Annotated in this window: 15 protein-coding genes, 1 tRNA gene and 2 pseudogenes; 8 read left to right on the top strand and 10 right to left on the bottom strand. The window is 48.4% G+C overall.

Features of this window, described 5'->3' with window-relative positions:
* The 3 genes and pseudogenes from BMY60_RS16760 to BMY60_RS16390 form a co-directional block, all read right to left on the bottom strand.
* Positions 1-151, bottom strand: a pseudogene (locus BMY60_RS16760) (IS110 family transposase); the annotation flags it as partial.
* A gap of 184 nt (positions 152-335) precedes the next feature.
* Positions 336-821 carry an IS110 family transposase gene (locus BMY60_RS13465; protein ID WP_090334327.1) on the bottom strand — a complete coding sequence of 162 codons (486 nt, stop codon included), beginning with the start codon at positions 819-821 and terminating at the stop codon, positions 336-338.
* Positions 822-1007: 186 nt separating this feature from the next.
* A complete protein-coding gene (locus BMY60_RS16390; RefSeq protein WP_256250850.1) occupies positions 1008-1100 on the bottom strand; it encodes a DUF433 domain-containing protein in 93 nt (30 codons plus the stop codon).
* A 59-nt stretch (positions 1101-1159) separates the two neighbouring features.
* On the opposite strand from BMY60_RS16390, the gene BMY60_RS13455 reads away from it, so the two are divergent.
* The 4 genes and pseudogenes from BMY60_RS13455 to BMY60_RS15855 all read left to right on the top strand — a co-directional run bounded on the left by BMY60_RS13455 (position 1160) and on the right by BMY60_RS15855 (position 4496).
* Positions 1160-1390, top strand: coding sequence for a hypothetical protein (locus tag BMY60_RS13455; protein ID WP_143057453.1), 231 nt, complete (start codon positions 1160-1162; stop codon positions 1388-1390).
* Between the two features lie 99 nt (positions 1391-1489).
* Positions 1490-2665 carry a DNA polymerase IV gene (gene dinB / locus BMY60_RS13450; RefSeq protein ID WP_090334324.1) on the top strand — a complete coding sequence of 392 codons (1176 nt, stop codon included), beginning with the start codon at positions 1490-1492 and terminating at the stop codon, positions 2663-2665.
* Positions 2666-2850: 185 nt separating this feature from the next.
* Positions 2851-4216 (top strand): annotated as a pseudogene (gene istA / locus BMY60_RS13445) (IS21 family transposase).
* Positions 4209-4496, top strand: coding sequence for an ATP-binding protein (locus BMY60_RS15855; protein ID WP_177166685.1), 288 nt, complete (start codon positions 4209-4211; stop codon positions 4494-4496). Before istA ends, BMY60_RS15855 begins: the two are co-directional and overlap by 8 nt.
* 290 nt (positions 4497-4786) lie before the next feature.
* Here BMY60_RS15855 and BMY60_RS13435 read toward each other — a convergent pair.
* Both BMY60_RS13435 and BMY60_RS16065 read right to left on the bottom strand, forming a co-directional pair.
* Positions 4787-4862, bottom strand: a tRNA-Lys gene (locus BMY60_RS13435).
* 201 nt (positions 4863-5063) lie between these two features.
* A complete protein-coding gene (locus BMY60_RS16065; protein ID WP_218141703.1) occupies positions 5064-5246 on the bottom strand; it encodes a hypothetical protein in 183 nt (60 codons plus the stop codon).
* Positions 5247-5833: 587 nt separating this feature from the next.
* Between BMY60_RS16065 and BMY60_RS13430 the strand changes: the two genes are divergently transcribed.
* The 3 genes from BMY60_RS13430 (at position 5834) to BMY60_RS13420 (ending at position 8852) form a co-directional block, all read left to right on the top strand.
* On the top strand, positions 5834-6562 hold the full coding sequence (locus tag BMY60_RS13430) for an ABC transporter permease (RefSeq protein WP_090334322.1): 729 nt from the start codon (positions 5834-5836) through the stop codon (positions 6560-6562).
* 142 nt (positions 6563-6704) lie between these two features.
* Complete coding sequence (locus tag BMY60_RS13425) at positions 6705-7733, top strand: glycosyltransferase (protein ID WP_090334321.1); 1029 nt, start codon at positions 6705-6707, stop codon at positions 7731-7733.
* Positions 7734-7760: 27 nt separating this feature from the next.
* Positions 7761-8852: a glycosyltransferase gene (locus BMY60_RS13420; protein WP_090334319.1), complete on the top strand. Its 1092-nt coding sequence runs from the start codon at positions 7761-7763 to the stop codon at positions 8850-8852.
* Positions 8853-9005: 153 nt separating this feature from the next.
* On the opposite strand, the gene ald is transcribed toward BMY60_RS13420, so the two are convergent.
* The 4 genes from ald to queD form a co-directional block, all read right to left on the bottom strand.
* Complete coding sequence (gene ald / locus BMY60_RS13415) at positions 9006-10121, bottom strand: alanine dehydrogenase (protein ID WP_090334318.1); 1116 nt, start codon at positions 10119-10121, stop codon at positions 9006-9008.
* 199 nt (positions 10122-10320) lie between these two features.
* A complete protein-coding gene (locus BMY60_RS13410) occupies positions 10321-11061 on the bottom strand; it encodes an SDR family oxidoreductase (RefSeq protein WP_090334316.1) in 741 nt (246 codons plus the stop codon).
* A gap of 80 nt (positions 11062-11141) precedes the next feature.
* Entirely contained in the window at positions 11142-11930 is a 789-nt protein-coding gene (locus BMY60_RS13405) for a TatD family hydrolase (RefSeq protein ID WP_090334315.1), read from the bottom strand.
* Positions 11931-11964: 34 nt separating this feature from the next.
* Positions 11965-12414, bottom strand: a complete 450-nt coding sequence (gene queD / locus BMY60_RS13400; RefSeq protein ID WP_090334313.1) for a 6-carboxytetrahydropterin synthase QueD — start codon at positions 12412-12414, stop codon at positions 11965-11967.
* 66 nt (positions 12415-12480) lie between these two features.
* Between queD and BMY60_RS13395 the strand changes: the two genes are divergently transcribed.
* Positions 12481-13320, top strand: a complete 840-nt coding sequence (locus BMY60_RS13395) for a radical SAM protein (RefSeq protein WP_256250849.1) — start codon at positions 12481-12483, stop codon at positions 13318-13320.
* A 179-nt stretch (positions 13321-13499) separates the two neighbouring features.
* On the opposite strand, the gene BMY60_RS13390 is transcribed toward BMY60_RS13395, so the two are convergent.
* Positions 13500-13847, bottom strand: a 348-nt coding sequence (locus BMY60_RS13390; RefSeq protein ID WP_256250848.1) for a transposase, incomplete at its 5' end; no start/stop codon positions are given.

The following is a 13847-nucleotide window of genomic DNA, read 5'->3' as shown; positions in this document are numbered from 1 at the left end:
ACCGGTTGCCATTCCTGGTGTTGCCGCTGCCTTTCTTTTTACCGTTGGATAGATGCGCACTACCGACACAACGACAGTACGAAACATAATTGCCGACGCCGGCAAACCGTGCGATGTCGCCGGTCTCAAGCAAAATGACTGTCGCCAGCACCTCGCCAATCCCCGCAGTGCTTTTGAGTAACCGAAAAGCGGGGCCGGCCCGGCCCGGCAATAACTTTCCAATACAGCTTCAACACGGTCAATCTGCTCTTGCAGTGCATGCATGATAGCCAGGCTGGTTTGCAATCCGAGTATTTCAGTTGAGCTAAGATTCAACTGTGCTAAATCGGCCTCAGTCAGTTGTTTGATCGTGTTGCTGTTGGCGCGTGCTCCAGTATAACGCTGCATCGCCGATTCGATCGTAATAATCCGCGCACTGCGTTGCTGTACCAGTTGCATGCGCTTTCGCGCCAGATCGCGCATTGCAGCCTGTCTTTGGGCATGATGTAGCCCTCCGGTAACAAACCCAGCCGCAACAGATGTGCCAAGTGCTTGGCATCCGATTCATCGCCGCGATGTTTCATTCCGTCATATTGCTTGACCGCCACGGTATTGACCAGGTGCACTGAATAACCCTGCTCCTGCAAACCATCGATCAGCCAATACCAGTTGAAAATTGACTCAACCGCAATGCCGGATATTTCGTCCTGATAAGGTACCATGGCTTCAAGAATTTCGACCATACTGTTGGCATGCCGTTTGCCGTACACAACCCGATCGTCTTCATCAATTATTACTATAAAACTGTTGTTTGAATGTAGGTCTATGCCGCAAAATAACATCTCGTCCTCCGTCGATAAAGTGGGTTCGAACCATTAACTTTATCCCTTTCCGGCTACCGCCAGGGCGGGGGACGGCTAGATGATTATCAATTTTAAACTGGTATCAACACCTCCGCACGCCACGCTGCATACCGCAGCGCCTGCATAATGTCTTCACGTTCAAGGTAGGGAGAGTCGGTAAGAATTTCATATCATGCCGACTGTAACACGCATTCCCCGGATACATGCTTTACCGCCCATGGTGCCGGGTTGTTGGGTGATGCGATCAAGTTGTTCCATATGTTTATACTTTCCATAGCAGACTGGTTAATTGCTGTTTGAATACAACAATTTTACGTATGCCTATTAAATCAATTAAATGGAATTATTTCAAGCAACTGTTAAAAACCCAATTGTCTGCCGTACTTGCTGTTAATCATATCCGGCCAGTTGCCTGCCGACGTGCATTTCCCCAGGAACTTGCCACGCGCTTTGAACGTCTTGTTCAGGCTGATACCACTATGACTGTTGAACAGGATGATATCAGGAAATATTATTATTATGGCAGCCGTGATTTTTCCTTCCGATAGACTTCGCATCAAAAAACCAGCATTGCATAGATGCAGAAAGTGGCATTTAGTGATACAACTGTCGCAGTGCCATACTTTTAAAACGCGATTTGTACAGTTATGCCTGCCACCAATCAAGTACCCGCCGCATTACGCCGGATTGCCCACCTTGATATGGATGCGTTTTACGCATCAGTTGAGCTTTTGCGCTACCCGGAATTAACTGGTCTTCCGGTTGTAATCGGCGGGCGGAGTGAACACAAGCCTCTATTACAGACCGATGGCAACAGACGATTTCACACACTGCGCGATTATACCGGGCGCGGCGTGATCACCACAGCGACCTATGAAGCCCGCGCAGCCGGTGTACATTCCGCCATGGGCGTGATGAAAGCCGCGCGGCTCGCCCCGAATGCTGTTTTACTTCCTGCTGACTTTGATCGTTACCGGCATTATTCGCGGCTGTTCAAAGAGGCTGTCGCTCGGATTGCTCCGGAGATTGAAAATGCCGGTATTGATGAAATTTATATTGATCTTAACGGACTGTCGGATGACAGCTTGCTTCTTGCTCGGAAGATCAAGCAAGCCGTGTTTAAAGTAACCGGGTTGACCTGTTCTATCGGAATCGCGCCGAACAAGCTGCTGGCAAAGATTTGTTCCGATCTTGATAAGCCGGATGGCATCACCATTATCGGCATGGATGATATCGCCGATAAAGTCTGGCCGTTGCCAGTGCAAAAAATCAATGGCATTGGTCCCAAGGCCACTCAGAAACTTACCGCACTAGGTATCACGACGATTTCCGAACTTGCCAAGGCTACGCCGGGTTTCCTGCAAACACATTTCAGCCGCAGCTATGCCGCTTGGCTGCAAGACGTATCGTATGGTATCGACCATTGTCCGGTCAAAACATTTTCCCACCCCAAATCTATCAGCCGGGAAACCACTTTCGAACAAGACCTGCATCCGCGCCATGACCGCTCAGCCTTGTCAGAAGTTTTCACTGCTTTGTGCAAGCGCATTGCCGAAGACCTTCGGCGAAAGGGATATGTCGGGCGCACCATCGGTATTAAATTGCGGTTCGAAGATTTTAAAACCGTAACGCGAGATTCGACATTACCTGCTCATACCAATGATCCGGCCACCATCCGTTACGCGGCAACGGAATGCCTGCGACGTGTGACGCTTGTGAAAAAACTGCGGTTGCTCGGAGTGCGGGTAAGTACACTTACCTCCGCCGATTCAGTGCAAGAATCAGAAATCCCGCGTCAGGATGAATTGCCGTTGATTCTGTAAAATGTAAAAACCGTACAGTTGTAGCGACAGACAATACCGCTAATAACTTATCAAGCAAATGTCCGCGCGGTATCCAACTGACGGGCGGTTAGCGATAGGGACGTGTTGACACCGATCGAAAATTGACCATGAAATTCACGTATCCTGCTTAAATTTTAAGCAGGAGAAAATAAGAGGTGATTACCATGGTTATGCATGCAAAGATACGGCGGATGTTTTATCGTGAACATCTGTCGATTAATGAAATTCAACGGCGCACGAGTCTGTCGCGCAACACGATCAAGAAATGGCTGCGCGCATCGGGTGATCGTGCGGTTAAATATCAAAGGGCGAAGAAGCCTGGCAAATTGACGCCGTTTGAACCCAGGCTGTTGCTGGCGTTGGAGGCGGATGTGCGCCATTCCAGGAAAGATCGCCGCACGGCCAGGATGTTGCTGCAGGAGATCCGGAAAGAAGGCTATACCGGCGGTTATTCGATTGTGTGCGATTTTATCCGCAACTGGCGCAACCGGGGTGGGCAATGTAAGCCGACGTATGTGCCGTTGAAGTTTGCTTTTGGTGAAGCGTTCCAGTTTGACTGGAGCGAAGAATGGCTGGTGATCGGCGGCATCCAGCGTAAAGTGTTGGCTGCACATACCAAACTATGTGCCAGTCGTGCCTTCATGTTGTCGGGCTATCCGTCACAAAGTCACGAGATGTTGTTTGACGCCCATACCCGTGCATTCAGTGCTTTTGGCGGCGTGCCGAAACGCGGCATTTACGACAACATGAAGACGGCTGTGGACAAGGTGTCCAAAGGCAATGGGCGTGTGGTGAATACGCGTTTTTATGCGATGACGGCGCATTATTTGTTCGAGCTTGATTTCTGCAATGTGGCTTCGGGTTGGGAGAAAGGCGTTGTCGAGAAGAACGTTCAGGATATGCGCCGCCTAATCTGGAATGAAGCCAGGCAACAGCAATTCGGTTCGTTCGAGGACTTGAACAATTGGCTGGATGCGCGTTGCCGTGCGCTGTGGCCGGAAATTCGGCATCCCGATTACGCGGGCATCACCCTTGCCGATGCCGGCGCCGTTCAATGGCTATATCGAAGTATTGGCACGGGTATCCAGCACGTGCCTGGTCACACTGCAACGCAACCGGTATTCCGTTCCCTGCCGTCTGGCCAACCAGATGGCATCGGTACATTTGTATGCCAACCGTGTCGAAGTTGTATCTGAAAACGCGGTGGCTGCCCACCATGCCCGCCTGCTCGAACCCCTGTTGAAATTGCAGACGGCACTGCGGCGCAGAGAACGCCAGCAGGCCGACCGGGTCATGGCCAAAGTCCTCAGCCTAGTGCCCGCGCATGGACTGGAAGCAGTGCTGGTTGCCGTTGAGCTGGTGCTCGAATCCGGCATGCCCAGTGCCGAGCATGTCGCCAATGTACTGGCGCGCCTGAGACAAACCGATCTTCCGGCGCAGGTGGAAACCGGCCTTAAACTCAACGAAGAACCGCAAGTCGATACCGAACGCTACGACCGCCTGAACAAACAGGAGGCGCCCCATGTTTGACATCCCCGCACAATGGCCAGACCAGATCGCCCATCTCGAATGGACGGATGGCATGCTGTCTCAACTGCTCCAGGCCGAATCAACCGAGCGCAATATCCGCTCCATTCGCTATCAGACCCAGGCCGCCAGGTTTCCGGTTCAACGCCATTTACAAGGCTTCGACTTCAGTCAGTCCAAAGTCGATCCACAGTTGATCCGGCAACTGGCCGCCATGGAATTTACAAGGCAGTTATTGTGGGAGTTTCTTGCTATGGTGCGAAATCAAATTTTTACCGCTTAAAAACCTGTCAAGTGTTTTTTAATTTTTTTTGGGGGTTAGCAGTTACCTATCAACTATATAAATAACTCTATATTTTCATGGGACAATTATGGGGCATCCAGAAAAAATAAAGTTCTTTTTGTCCATGATAAGACGCTTCATCGGAAAGGGAATATGGATTCTTTGAATATGACTGCTAACGGATCATACAAAGAAAGATTGATTATTGCGATTTGTTTTTTGCAAGTGCCCCAAGACTGCCCCACAGAAAACAAAAAAGGCTAGAGTTTAAGCTAACCCCTTGATTTTTTTGGTAGGCCGTGTGAGACTCGAACTCACGACCAACGGATTAAAAGTCCGCTGCTCTACCAACTGAGCTAACGACCCAAAATGAAGTCCGGTATTATACCTGAAGTGATGGCCATCCCAAAATACTTTGTCAGCAAGACAGTGTGAATTTGTTCACTAGTTAGTTCTCATCCATAAACACCTGTTTTTCTGATTTTTGGCTGCATAGTGATTTTCCAAAGGCTGGCTAAAAATTGTAAAAACAGATATTTTTCTTGTTTTTCCCTTTGAGCCATCGAGTTATCCCATTTTTGCCATTTTCAAGGCGAGCGCAACCAGCATGTAACCAGTCGCTCGCCGGAACAAGCATGTCCAGAGCGTATACTCAAAGTGAATCGCGGTCACTGGACGATCGAGAATCGCTGTCACTATGTGATTGATTGGAATTTCGATGAGGATCGCAGCCGCATCCGAATAGGACACGGCCCCGAGAACATCACTCGACTGCGGCGCTTTGCATGCGGCGTCATTCAGTTCATCTCAAAGGGAAAATCCAGCATCTCTCAGAAAATGCAGCAGTTGAATCGCAATACCCGCTTGATCTTCGACTATCTTCGCATGACTTCTAATTCAACTCGTACTCGACTGCTTTGATTTCAAGGGGAGAACAAATTTACCGTGGTCAGCTGGGCGATCGGGCTAAAAAGCGCTTGAATATAGAAACAGGCTGAAGTATTTGTTTTATCATTTTGATGTCAAATGACAGGCAAACCAACGGCATCGGTTATTCATCATTTCAAGTATTGAAGACCCAAGAATAGACAAACAAAAGAAGCATCAACTCCAGGATATATGTTTATTTGCACCCTTGAAATGCTCACAAATTCAAGCCACCGGCTTTGCCGATGGTATTTGGCTCCCATTCCTCATCAGAAACATCACTGTCATACATCATCTTAACAAATAACTTTATATTAGAATTTTTATTTCATGATAAATAACAGGTTTTTCACCAAAAGACTTCTGACATTCATCTACAGCCGTTCTGAAAATGTGACGCCGAGGCAGATATGAACGATTCTGTGCAGACCATATCACTGTTGAATCTCGCGCTGGTGTTTATTCCGGTTCTGTTAGTAATCGGTATTTTTTGGAAATGGTCGCTTGCACCGGGCCATGCGGCATATGCCCTGGGTCGTATGTTGGTGCAACTGTTGCTTATCGGCTATTGCCTCCTGTACATCTTCGAAGCGGAGAATCCGCTGATTGTCATCGCGGTATTGATCGTGATGGTCTCAGTTGCCAGCTGGATAGCGCTGGGTACCGTAAAAACAAGGCGTGTTACACTTTACAAACAGGCGCTGATTTCCATATTGATTGGCGGAGGAATCGTTCTTGCCATCGTCACGCAAGGCGTATTGCAACTGGAACCCTGGTATCTGCCTCAATATATGATACCCCTGGCTGGTATGGTGTTCGCCAATTCAATGAATGCCGTCAGCCTGGCTGCAGAGCGCATGAACGCGGAACTGGAGCGGCAAATCTGCTTCGAGCAGGCCCGCAACATCGCCATGCGTGCCGCCATGATTCCTACCATCAACGCCATGCTTGCCGTCGGTCTCGTATCATTGCCAGGAATGATGACCGGACAGATACTCTCCGGCATTTCTCCGCTGATTGCGGCGCGTTATCAGATTATGGTGATGTGCATGATCTTTGCCGGAGGCGGGCTGTCGACAGCAATGTTTCTGGAAATGTCGCGGAAGCAGTTTGTGGCCCTTATAAAAAAGGTAAAATAAAAAGTTTGCAAAAACTTTCTTGAAAAGTGTAGTTGTTAAAGGTTTATGTATTGGAGGATTGTGCTGAACGATTTGGATGGTCACTGTTTGAGAGAAGTGGGCCCAATTCTCTGGACAGGTCTAATTCGGGATATACTGAAACATGATTGTTATAACCGACATTCTCAAGTCTCCCTTTGATGAAGGTGGTAAGGTAGCGATACTGAATCTTTTAGACCGGCTGAAGCATAACGATGAATGCATTATCTTCTCGGTCAACGGGGATACGGATTTAAAGGTTGCGGATTATCACTTTGATCTCAACAAATTACTTTTTAGCCCTGGGTTTTATAGAAAGGTGAGGAACTGTTCGTCGAAAAAGCTGGTATATATCCCAGAGGCATCAATCACCTTGGCATCATTTATACGGTCCAAACTACTGCAATTATTTTGCAGAAAAAAAATTGTTATGGTCTCTTTACAGCCGAGAAATTACTGGCAGGTACTCCATCCCATAATCAGAATGGCTGGGCCTGATTGCGTTATTACTCAGTCCAGGATCACAAAAAATCTTTTGGAAAAAATAGGGGTTAAGAGTAGGATTTTGCCATTGGGGGTTGATGAAACCAAATTCCGGGAATTTGATGCCGCTACAAAAAAGAAGATCAGAGAGCAGTATGGAATAGAAAATGATAAAACTGTCCTTCTCCATGTAGGACATATCAGGGAAAACCGTAATCTGGGTTGGCTGAGGACAGTCAAGTCCCGAATGCCGGACATCAACATCATTATTGTGGGTAGCAGTTCATTTCTCCAAGAGAAGAAAGTCTATGATATTCTCGGGCAGAGCGGAATTAGCATCATAACAAAGTATGTCGCCGATCTTAGCGAACTATACAATATTGCAGATTACTATGTTTTTCCGGTAATCAAAAATGATGGCGCCATTGAGACTCCTCTATCGGTACTCGAGGCCATGGCCTGCAATCTGTCTATTATTACCACCCGGTTCGGAAGCCTTCCTGATGTATTTGTTCCAGATAAACACTTCCACTTTGTAGATTCCGTGGAGGAGATTCTGGTACTGCTTCAAAATGGAAAGCCGGAAAAATGCAGGAACAGATCTAAAGTCGTGCCATTTACCTGGGACAAAATTGCAGGTCAGCTTATTCAAATCCTCAGGACGTTATAAAACCAGGCCAGAAAATGAGTCAACTGAATGAAACCCAAGCTCTTGATCATTGACCGAAATCAATTCGGATATCACTCTGATACATATTATTATTGCAAGTATCTAAGAGATGATTTTTGCGTCTCCTATTTATGTTTTGACGAAGACAAAAATCCATTGACGCTGGATCGTGTCACCCAGGTCTACGTCAAACAAAAGAAACGCCTGCTTTTGAAATGGTATTTATTTTTTTCTGCCGCCTATGGTTTAATAAAAAAAGAAAACTTCGACTTTGTCCATGTAAACTACTTTAAAGGCTGCGCACTGCTTCATCTTTTTGTTCCCAACCGTAGAATGATGGTGGATGTGCGCACGGCCTCCGTGCTGACGCAACCATGGAAACGTGTCCTTTTTAATCTCCTTTTAAAAATGGAAGTTCGTTTATTTTATAATATCGGCGTGATATCAGCAGGCCTTGCCAGGCGTTTGTCTCTGCCCCCAAGGCATATCATCACGCCGCTGGGATCAGATATCTTCTCACGAACGGTAAAACCGCAAAACGCATTAAAATTTTTGTATGTCGGTACATTTTACAACCGAAACCTGCATAAAACCATTTTAGGCTTCCATAAATTTTACCGTATCTATTCTCAACGGATAAAAACAAGCTATACCATCGTCGGAGATGGCCCTTCCAACGAATTGAAAAAACTCAAGGAGCTGGTAAGGAACTTGGGGATTTCCGATCAGGTCCATTTTACGGGTTGGATCCCCCAGGATAAGATTCAACCGTTTTTTGACAGTCACAATGTCGGTATCTCATATATACCAATTACAGCGTATTACAATTTCCAACCGCCGACCAAAACATACGAATATTTGCTGTCTGGAATGCCTGTAATTGCAACAAATACCCATGAAAACGGCATAGTTGTCAATGCAGATAATGGGGTACTTATCCAAGATACGCCAGATGCCGTCTTTGAGGGAATGCAGTCTATCTATTCCAAACTGGGCAGATTTGACTCGAGGAAGATCCGCAGCCAAGCCTCCAAATATTATACCTGGGAAAATATTGTCAGTTCCCTTTCATCACATTATAAAAAGTTAGTGGCCCATAATATTAAAACAGGAAAATAATATTCATTACAGAGCTTCGATTCGTTCACTCTATAATAATATGAAATTGTTGTGAACGTGCTGCAAGCATGTTCGATTTAACCGGGGCGGTGACTGTGAACCATGTGAACCATGTCAACCATGTGAAATGCGGACAGCTAAGTTGCAATATGGCTATCGCAGCAGTTCCTGCGGATCGACGTACAGCAAACCGAGATCATGTGCGACTGCATGATGGGTGATCTGACCCTGATAGACGTTCAGGCCATTGCGTAAATGCGGATCGTCGATCAGCGCGCCATGGCTTCCTTTCTCAGCTATCGACAGGACGAACGGCAGTGTGACGTTGTTTAATGCAAACGTCGAGGTGCGTGCGACAGCGCCGGGCATATTGGACACACAGTAATGAACGACGTCATCCAGTATGTAAATCGGGTTTGCAAGTGTAGTGGGCCTGGAAGTGGCAAAACAACCGCCCTGATCAATTGCGACGTCAACCAGAACTGCGCCGCGGTTCATGCCGCCGACGAGTTCGTGACTGACCAGTTTGGGCGTCGATCCACCCGGTACGAGTACCGCGCCGACGACCAGATCAGCCTCGGAGACCTGTTCTTCAATAGCATCGACTGTGGAAAAAACTGTATTGATGCGTGATCCATACTGTTGATCGAGCTGTTGCAAACGGTGTATCGATTTGTCAACTACGGTGACATGCGCTTCCATGCCCATGGCGACACGGGCTGCATTGGTGCCGACGACACCGCCGCCAAGGATGACGACTTTCGCGGAAGGTACACCCGAGACACCGCCCAGGAGCATGCCGCGTCCACCCTGATCCATTTCAAGTGAATGTGCGCCGGCCTGTATCGACATGCGGCCTGCGACTTCACTCATTGGTGCGAGCAACGGCAATCCGCCATACTGGTCGGTAACGGTTTCATAGGCAATGGCAATGCAGCCCGATTCCAGCAGCGCTTCGGCCTGCGCCGGATCGGGCGCAAGATGCAGGTAGGTAAATAGAATCTGATCGGCGCGCAGCATTTTCAGTTCTTCCGGTTGCGGTTCCTTGACTTTGACGATCAGCTCGGCCTGGGCAAAAATTTCATCCGCCGTTTCAACGATTTCTGCGCCAGCCGTCTGATAACGGTTATCGTCAAAGTTGATGGCGAGTCCGGCACTCTTCTGCACCATCACCTGGTGGCCATGAACGGTCAGCTCACGGACTGAAGATGGCGTCAGCCCCACGCGGTTTTCATGTATTTTGATTTCTTTAGGAACGCCAATGCGCATCAATTTCTCCAGTTAACTCAATTTTCGATTCAAATGTGGCAAAAAACACAGTGTCCGCAGGTTATTCAGCGTATCGTTTCATACAACGATGTTGGATGCTTTTGGTGGCGCCAATAACGTTTTAACTGCTTGTTCTCTCCCCTGGCAGCCATACGCATTAACTTGTTTATGGCTGTTTTTTTGAGCCGCAGACAGCGTGTTAAATAATGCCGCCGTTCGCGCCGATATCCTGCCCCGTGATCCAGCGGGCTGTGTCGCTTGCCAAAAACAGAACAATTTGTGCAATATCGCCGACTTCTCCGATGCGCCCGAGTGAAGACATGGCGGCCATGCGCCGGATATCTTCTTCAGTTTTGCCGGCCCTGAACAACTCGGTAAAAACAGGACCGGGCGATACGCTGTTCACGGTAATGCCTCTTTCTCCGACTTCGCGCGCCAGAATGCGGGTTAGCTGTTCAACAGCTCCTTTGGTGGCTGCATAGGGGCCATATTTTGGCAGCATCAGACGTGTCACCGTGCTGGATATATTCACGATACGGCCGTTATCGGCGAGACGTCCGGAAGCCTCGCGCAACGTGTAAAATATGCTTTTCAGATTGATGTCAAGAATCCGGTCGAACTCTTCGTCGGTGAAATCGGCGATTTGCTTGAAAATCAGCATGCCAGCATTGTTGACTAGAATGTCAATCCGCCCGAAATGTTCGACGGCGGTATCAAACAACCGCCGGACGTCAGCCGGCTTGCTGACGTCCGCCTGAACCGGGACACATTTGCCGCCAGCCTGCGTAATAGTCATACAGACGTCTTCGGCAGCCCCGCGGTTTTGAACGTAATTTACCACGACTCTGGCGCCGGCTTTGGCCAGAGTCAGCGCGATTTCAGCGCCGATCCCGCGCGAGGAACCGGTAATAATGGCGACTTTTTCATGAAGGGATGGCATGTTGTTGGTGTTGGTCTATTTAGTTAGGGGTGTCGTCATGTGTTATGTGCAATTCTGTTTATTACAGAAAAAGTGAGTGGCTAGTAACGCGCATGATAATCATCTCCGGCTGTCCTGAACAGTCTAAAAAAGTTACCGGTCGTGGCCGTTGCGATTTCATCGAGACCGGTGTCGCGCAGACGCGCTATTTCTTCGGCAACGTGGCGCACAAATGCTGGCTGATTCAGCTTGCCGCGATACGGTACAGGCGCGAGATAAGGCGAATCGGTTTCGATCAGCATCCGCGCAAGTGGTATTTTCCTGGCGACATCTTTAAGGGTTGCGGCGTTTTTAAATGTAACAATACCTGAAAAGGAAATATAAAAATTCATTTCAATGGCCTGTTGAGCGACTTCCCAGCTTTCCGTAAAGCAGTGCATTACGCCGCCGATTTGATCGGCGCCTTCTTCTCGCATAATACGCAATGTGTCGTTGGCGGCGGACCGGGTGTGAATGATTAGCGGTTTGCCGCATGCTCTGGCGGCGCGGATATGCTGGCGGAAACGTTCACGCTGCCATTCCAGATCGCCTTGCAGACGGTAATAATCGAGACCGGTTTCGCCTATCGCGATCACTTTAGGGTTGTCCGCGAGTTGCACAAGTTGCTGGGCGTCCGGTTCATCCAGGTTTTCGTAATCGGGGTGCACACCTACCGAGGCAAAAAGATTTTCGTGCATCCGGGCCAACGCCAGGACGCGGGGAAAATCGGTCAGGTTGACGCTGACGCATAATGCATGCGTGACCTGATTTTCAGTCATGTTGCGCAGCAATTCGTTCAGATTGCTGGCAAGGTCGGGGAAATCCAGATGACAGTGCGAATCTACAAACATAGGATTGAATAAGTATCAAGTATGGTAATTGAAATTAATCGGCAACGCGGCTGGCGTCCGCCCAGCAGTTAGGGGTTTCATATAAGCGTACATGTTCAAGCTGAAGATGATTGCCGTAGCTGTCCTGATAGGCTGCGCTTAAAATATTGAAAGCGATGACGGCGAGATTTTCTGCAGTCGGCTGTACGTCCAAGACAACTGTTTTGTGGTCATCCAGTGATTGCAGAAACTGCATGACGGGGACGTCGCCGGTATACACAAGAAATGCATGATCCCACTTGTCGACCAGCGCCTGTTCGGCAATTCGCTTGACTTCAGAAAAATCCATGACCATCCCTTGTTGTGCGTTGCCTTTCTCGGAGATAATAGTACCGGACAGCGTGATTTCAATCACATAACGATGTCCATGCAGATGACGGCACTGGCTGTTGTGCGTTGATATGCGATGGCCGGCATCAAATTCCAGCTTGCGTGTGATTAACATACGAGCGATTTTAACATTACAAATTATTCTGACAGGATTGTATCATTGCAGCGAGCACCGAACCTATTGAATACGGCAGACCATAGCCGGGACATCGCCGGTCTGACATATGTCTATCCGGTCGTTTCACGCCGTGCGGGAGGCGTTTCGGTCGGGATTAATCTGAACCCCAACAACGCCTGTAACTGGCGTTGCATCTATTGCCAGGTGCCCGATTTGAAGCGCGGTGCGGCGCCACCTGTCGATCTTGAAAAACTGGAGCGGGAACTGCGTGGTTTTCTGCGCGAGCTGACTCAGGGTGATTTTATGCTGCAACAGGTGCCGCCGGAAGCGCGTACTATTCAGGATATCGCCCTGTCAGGCAACGGCGAGCCAACCAGTACCAAGGAATTCGAGCAGGTGATCGAACTGATCGGCCGGGTTAAAAAGGATTTTCCGTTGCCGGCACATCTGAAACTGGTGCTGATTACCAACGGTAGCCTGATCAGCAGACCTCATGTGCAGGCGGGACTCAGGCATATGGCACGCATGAATGGTGAAGTCTGGTTTAAGCTGGACAGCGCGACAGGTGAAGGCCGCCTGCGCATCAACAATTCACGCATGAGTCTGAAGCAGGTGCATGCGCATATTCGTCTGTCGGCGTCACTGTGTTCCACCTGGCTGCAGACATGCGTGTTTAATTTGAACGGTCAGCCGATGTCTAGTGAGGAGATCAGGGCATATCTGGATTTCCTGAAAGATCTGCTGCAAGCGGGCGTACCTTTAAAAGGCGTACTGGTCTATGGCATTGCGCGCGCGTCTCAGCAGCCTGAAGCGAAGCTACTTTCGCGCGTGGATCGAGTCTGGTTTGATCAATTCTGCGGCAAAATCAGAAAACTCGGATTAGAAGTAAAGCCGAATTATTGATTAAGACAGGCAATCGGGCTAAAAAGCACTTGAAAATAGAAACAGATTGAGGCATTGGTTCTACCATTTTGATGTCAAATGACAGACAAACCAACGGCATCGATCATTCATCATTTTTCAAGTATAGAAGATCCAGAAATAGACAGACAAAAGAAGCATCAGCTCCAGGATTATATTTTTTATCCCCCTTTGCGCAGTTTATATGTGGGGCGGACAACCGGGTAGCTATTGAAGAATTTAGCAAGTCCAAAAAAACATAGGAGACGGGAAGGTAATTCAGCTTCCCATGCTCGCCGGTTAAAACGGTAGCAAAACGCATTGAGATATTCTTGCAAGTAGCCTGATGACACGCCATGATATGTTCCCAGCAAGAATGTTTTAAGGTTGCCAATGGCGATATGCACCCATGGCAACCACTCACCAGCTTTGTCTGGCGGGGTCACGCGTGCGGTATGATTCTGTGTTTTGCCGATTTCGGCTAAAGAAGACAGTGCATCACTTCGCACGCATTGATCAGGTGACAGGTG

The sequence above is a fragment of the Nitrosomonas sp. Nm51 genome, from assembly GCF_900111165.1.
In the GTDB taxonomy this organism is placed as follows: domain Bacteria; phylum Pseudomonadota; class Gammaproteobacteria; order Burkholderiales; family Nitrosomonadaceae; genus Nitrosomonas.
This window is presented reverse-complemented; position numbering and strand designations above follow the sequence as displayed.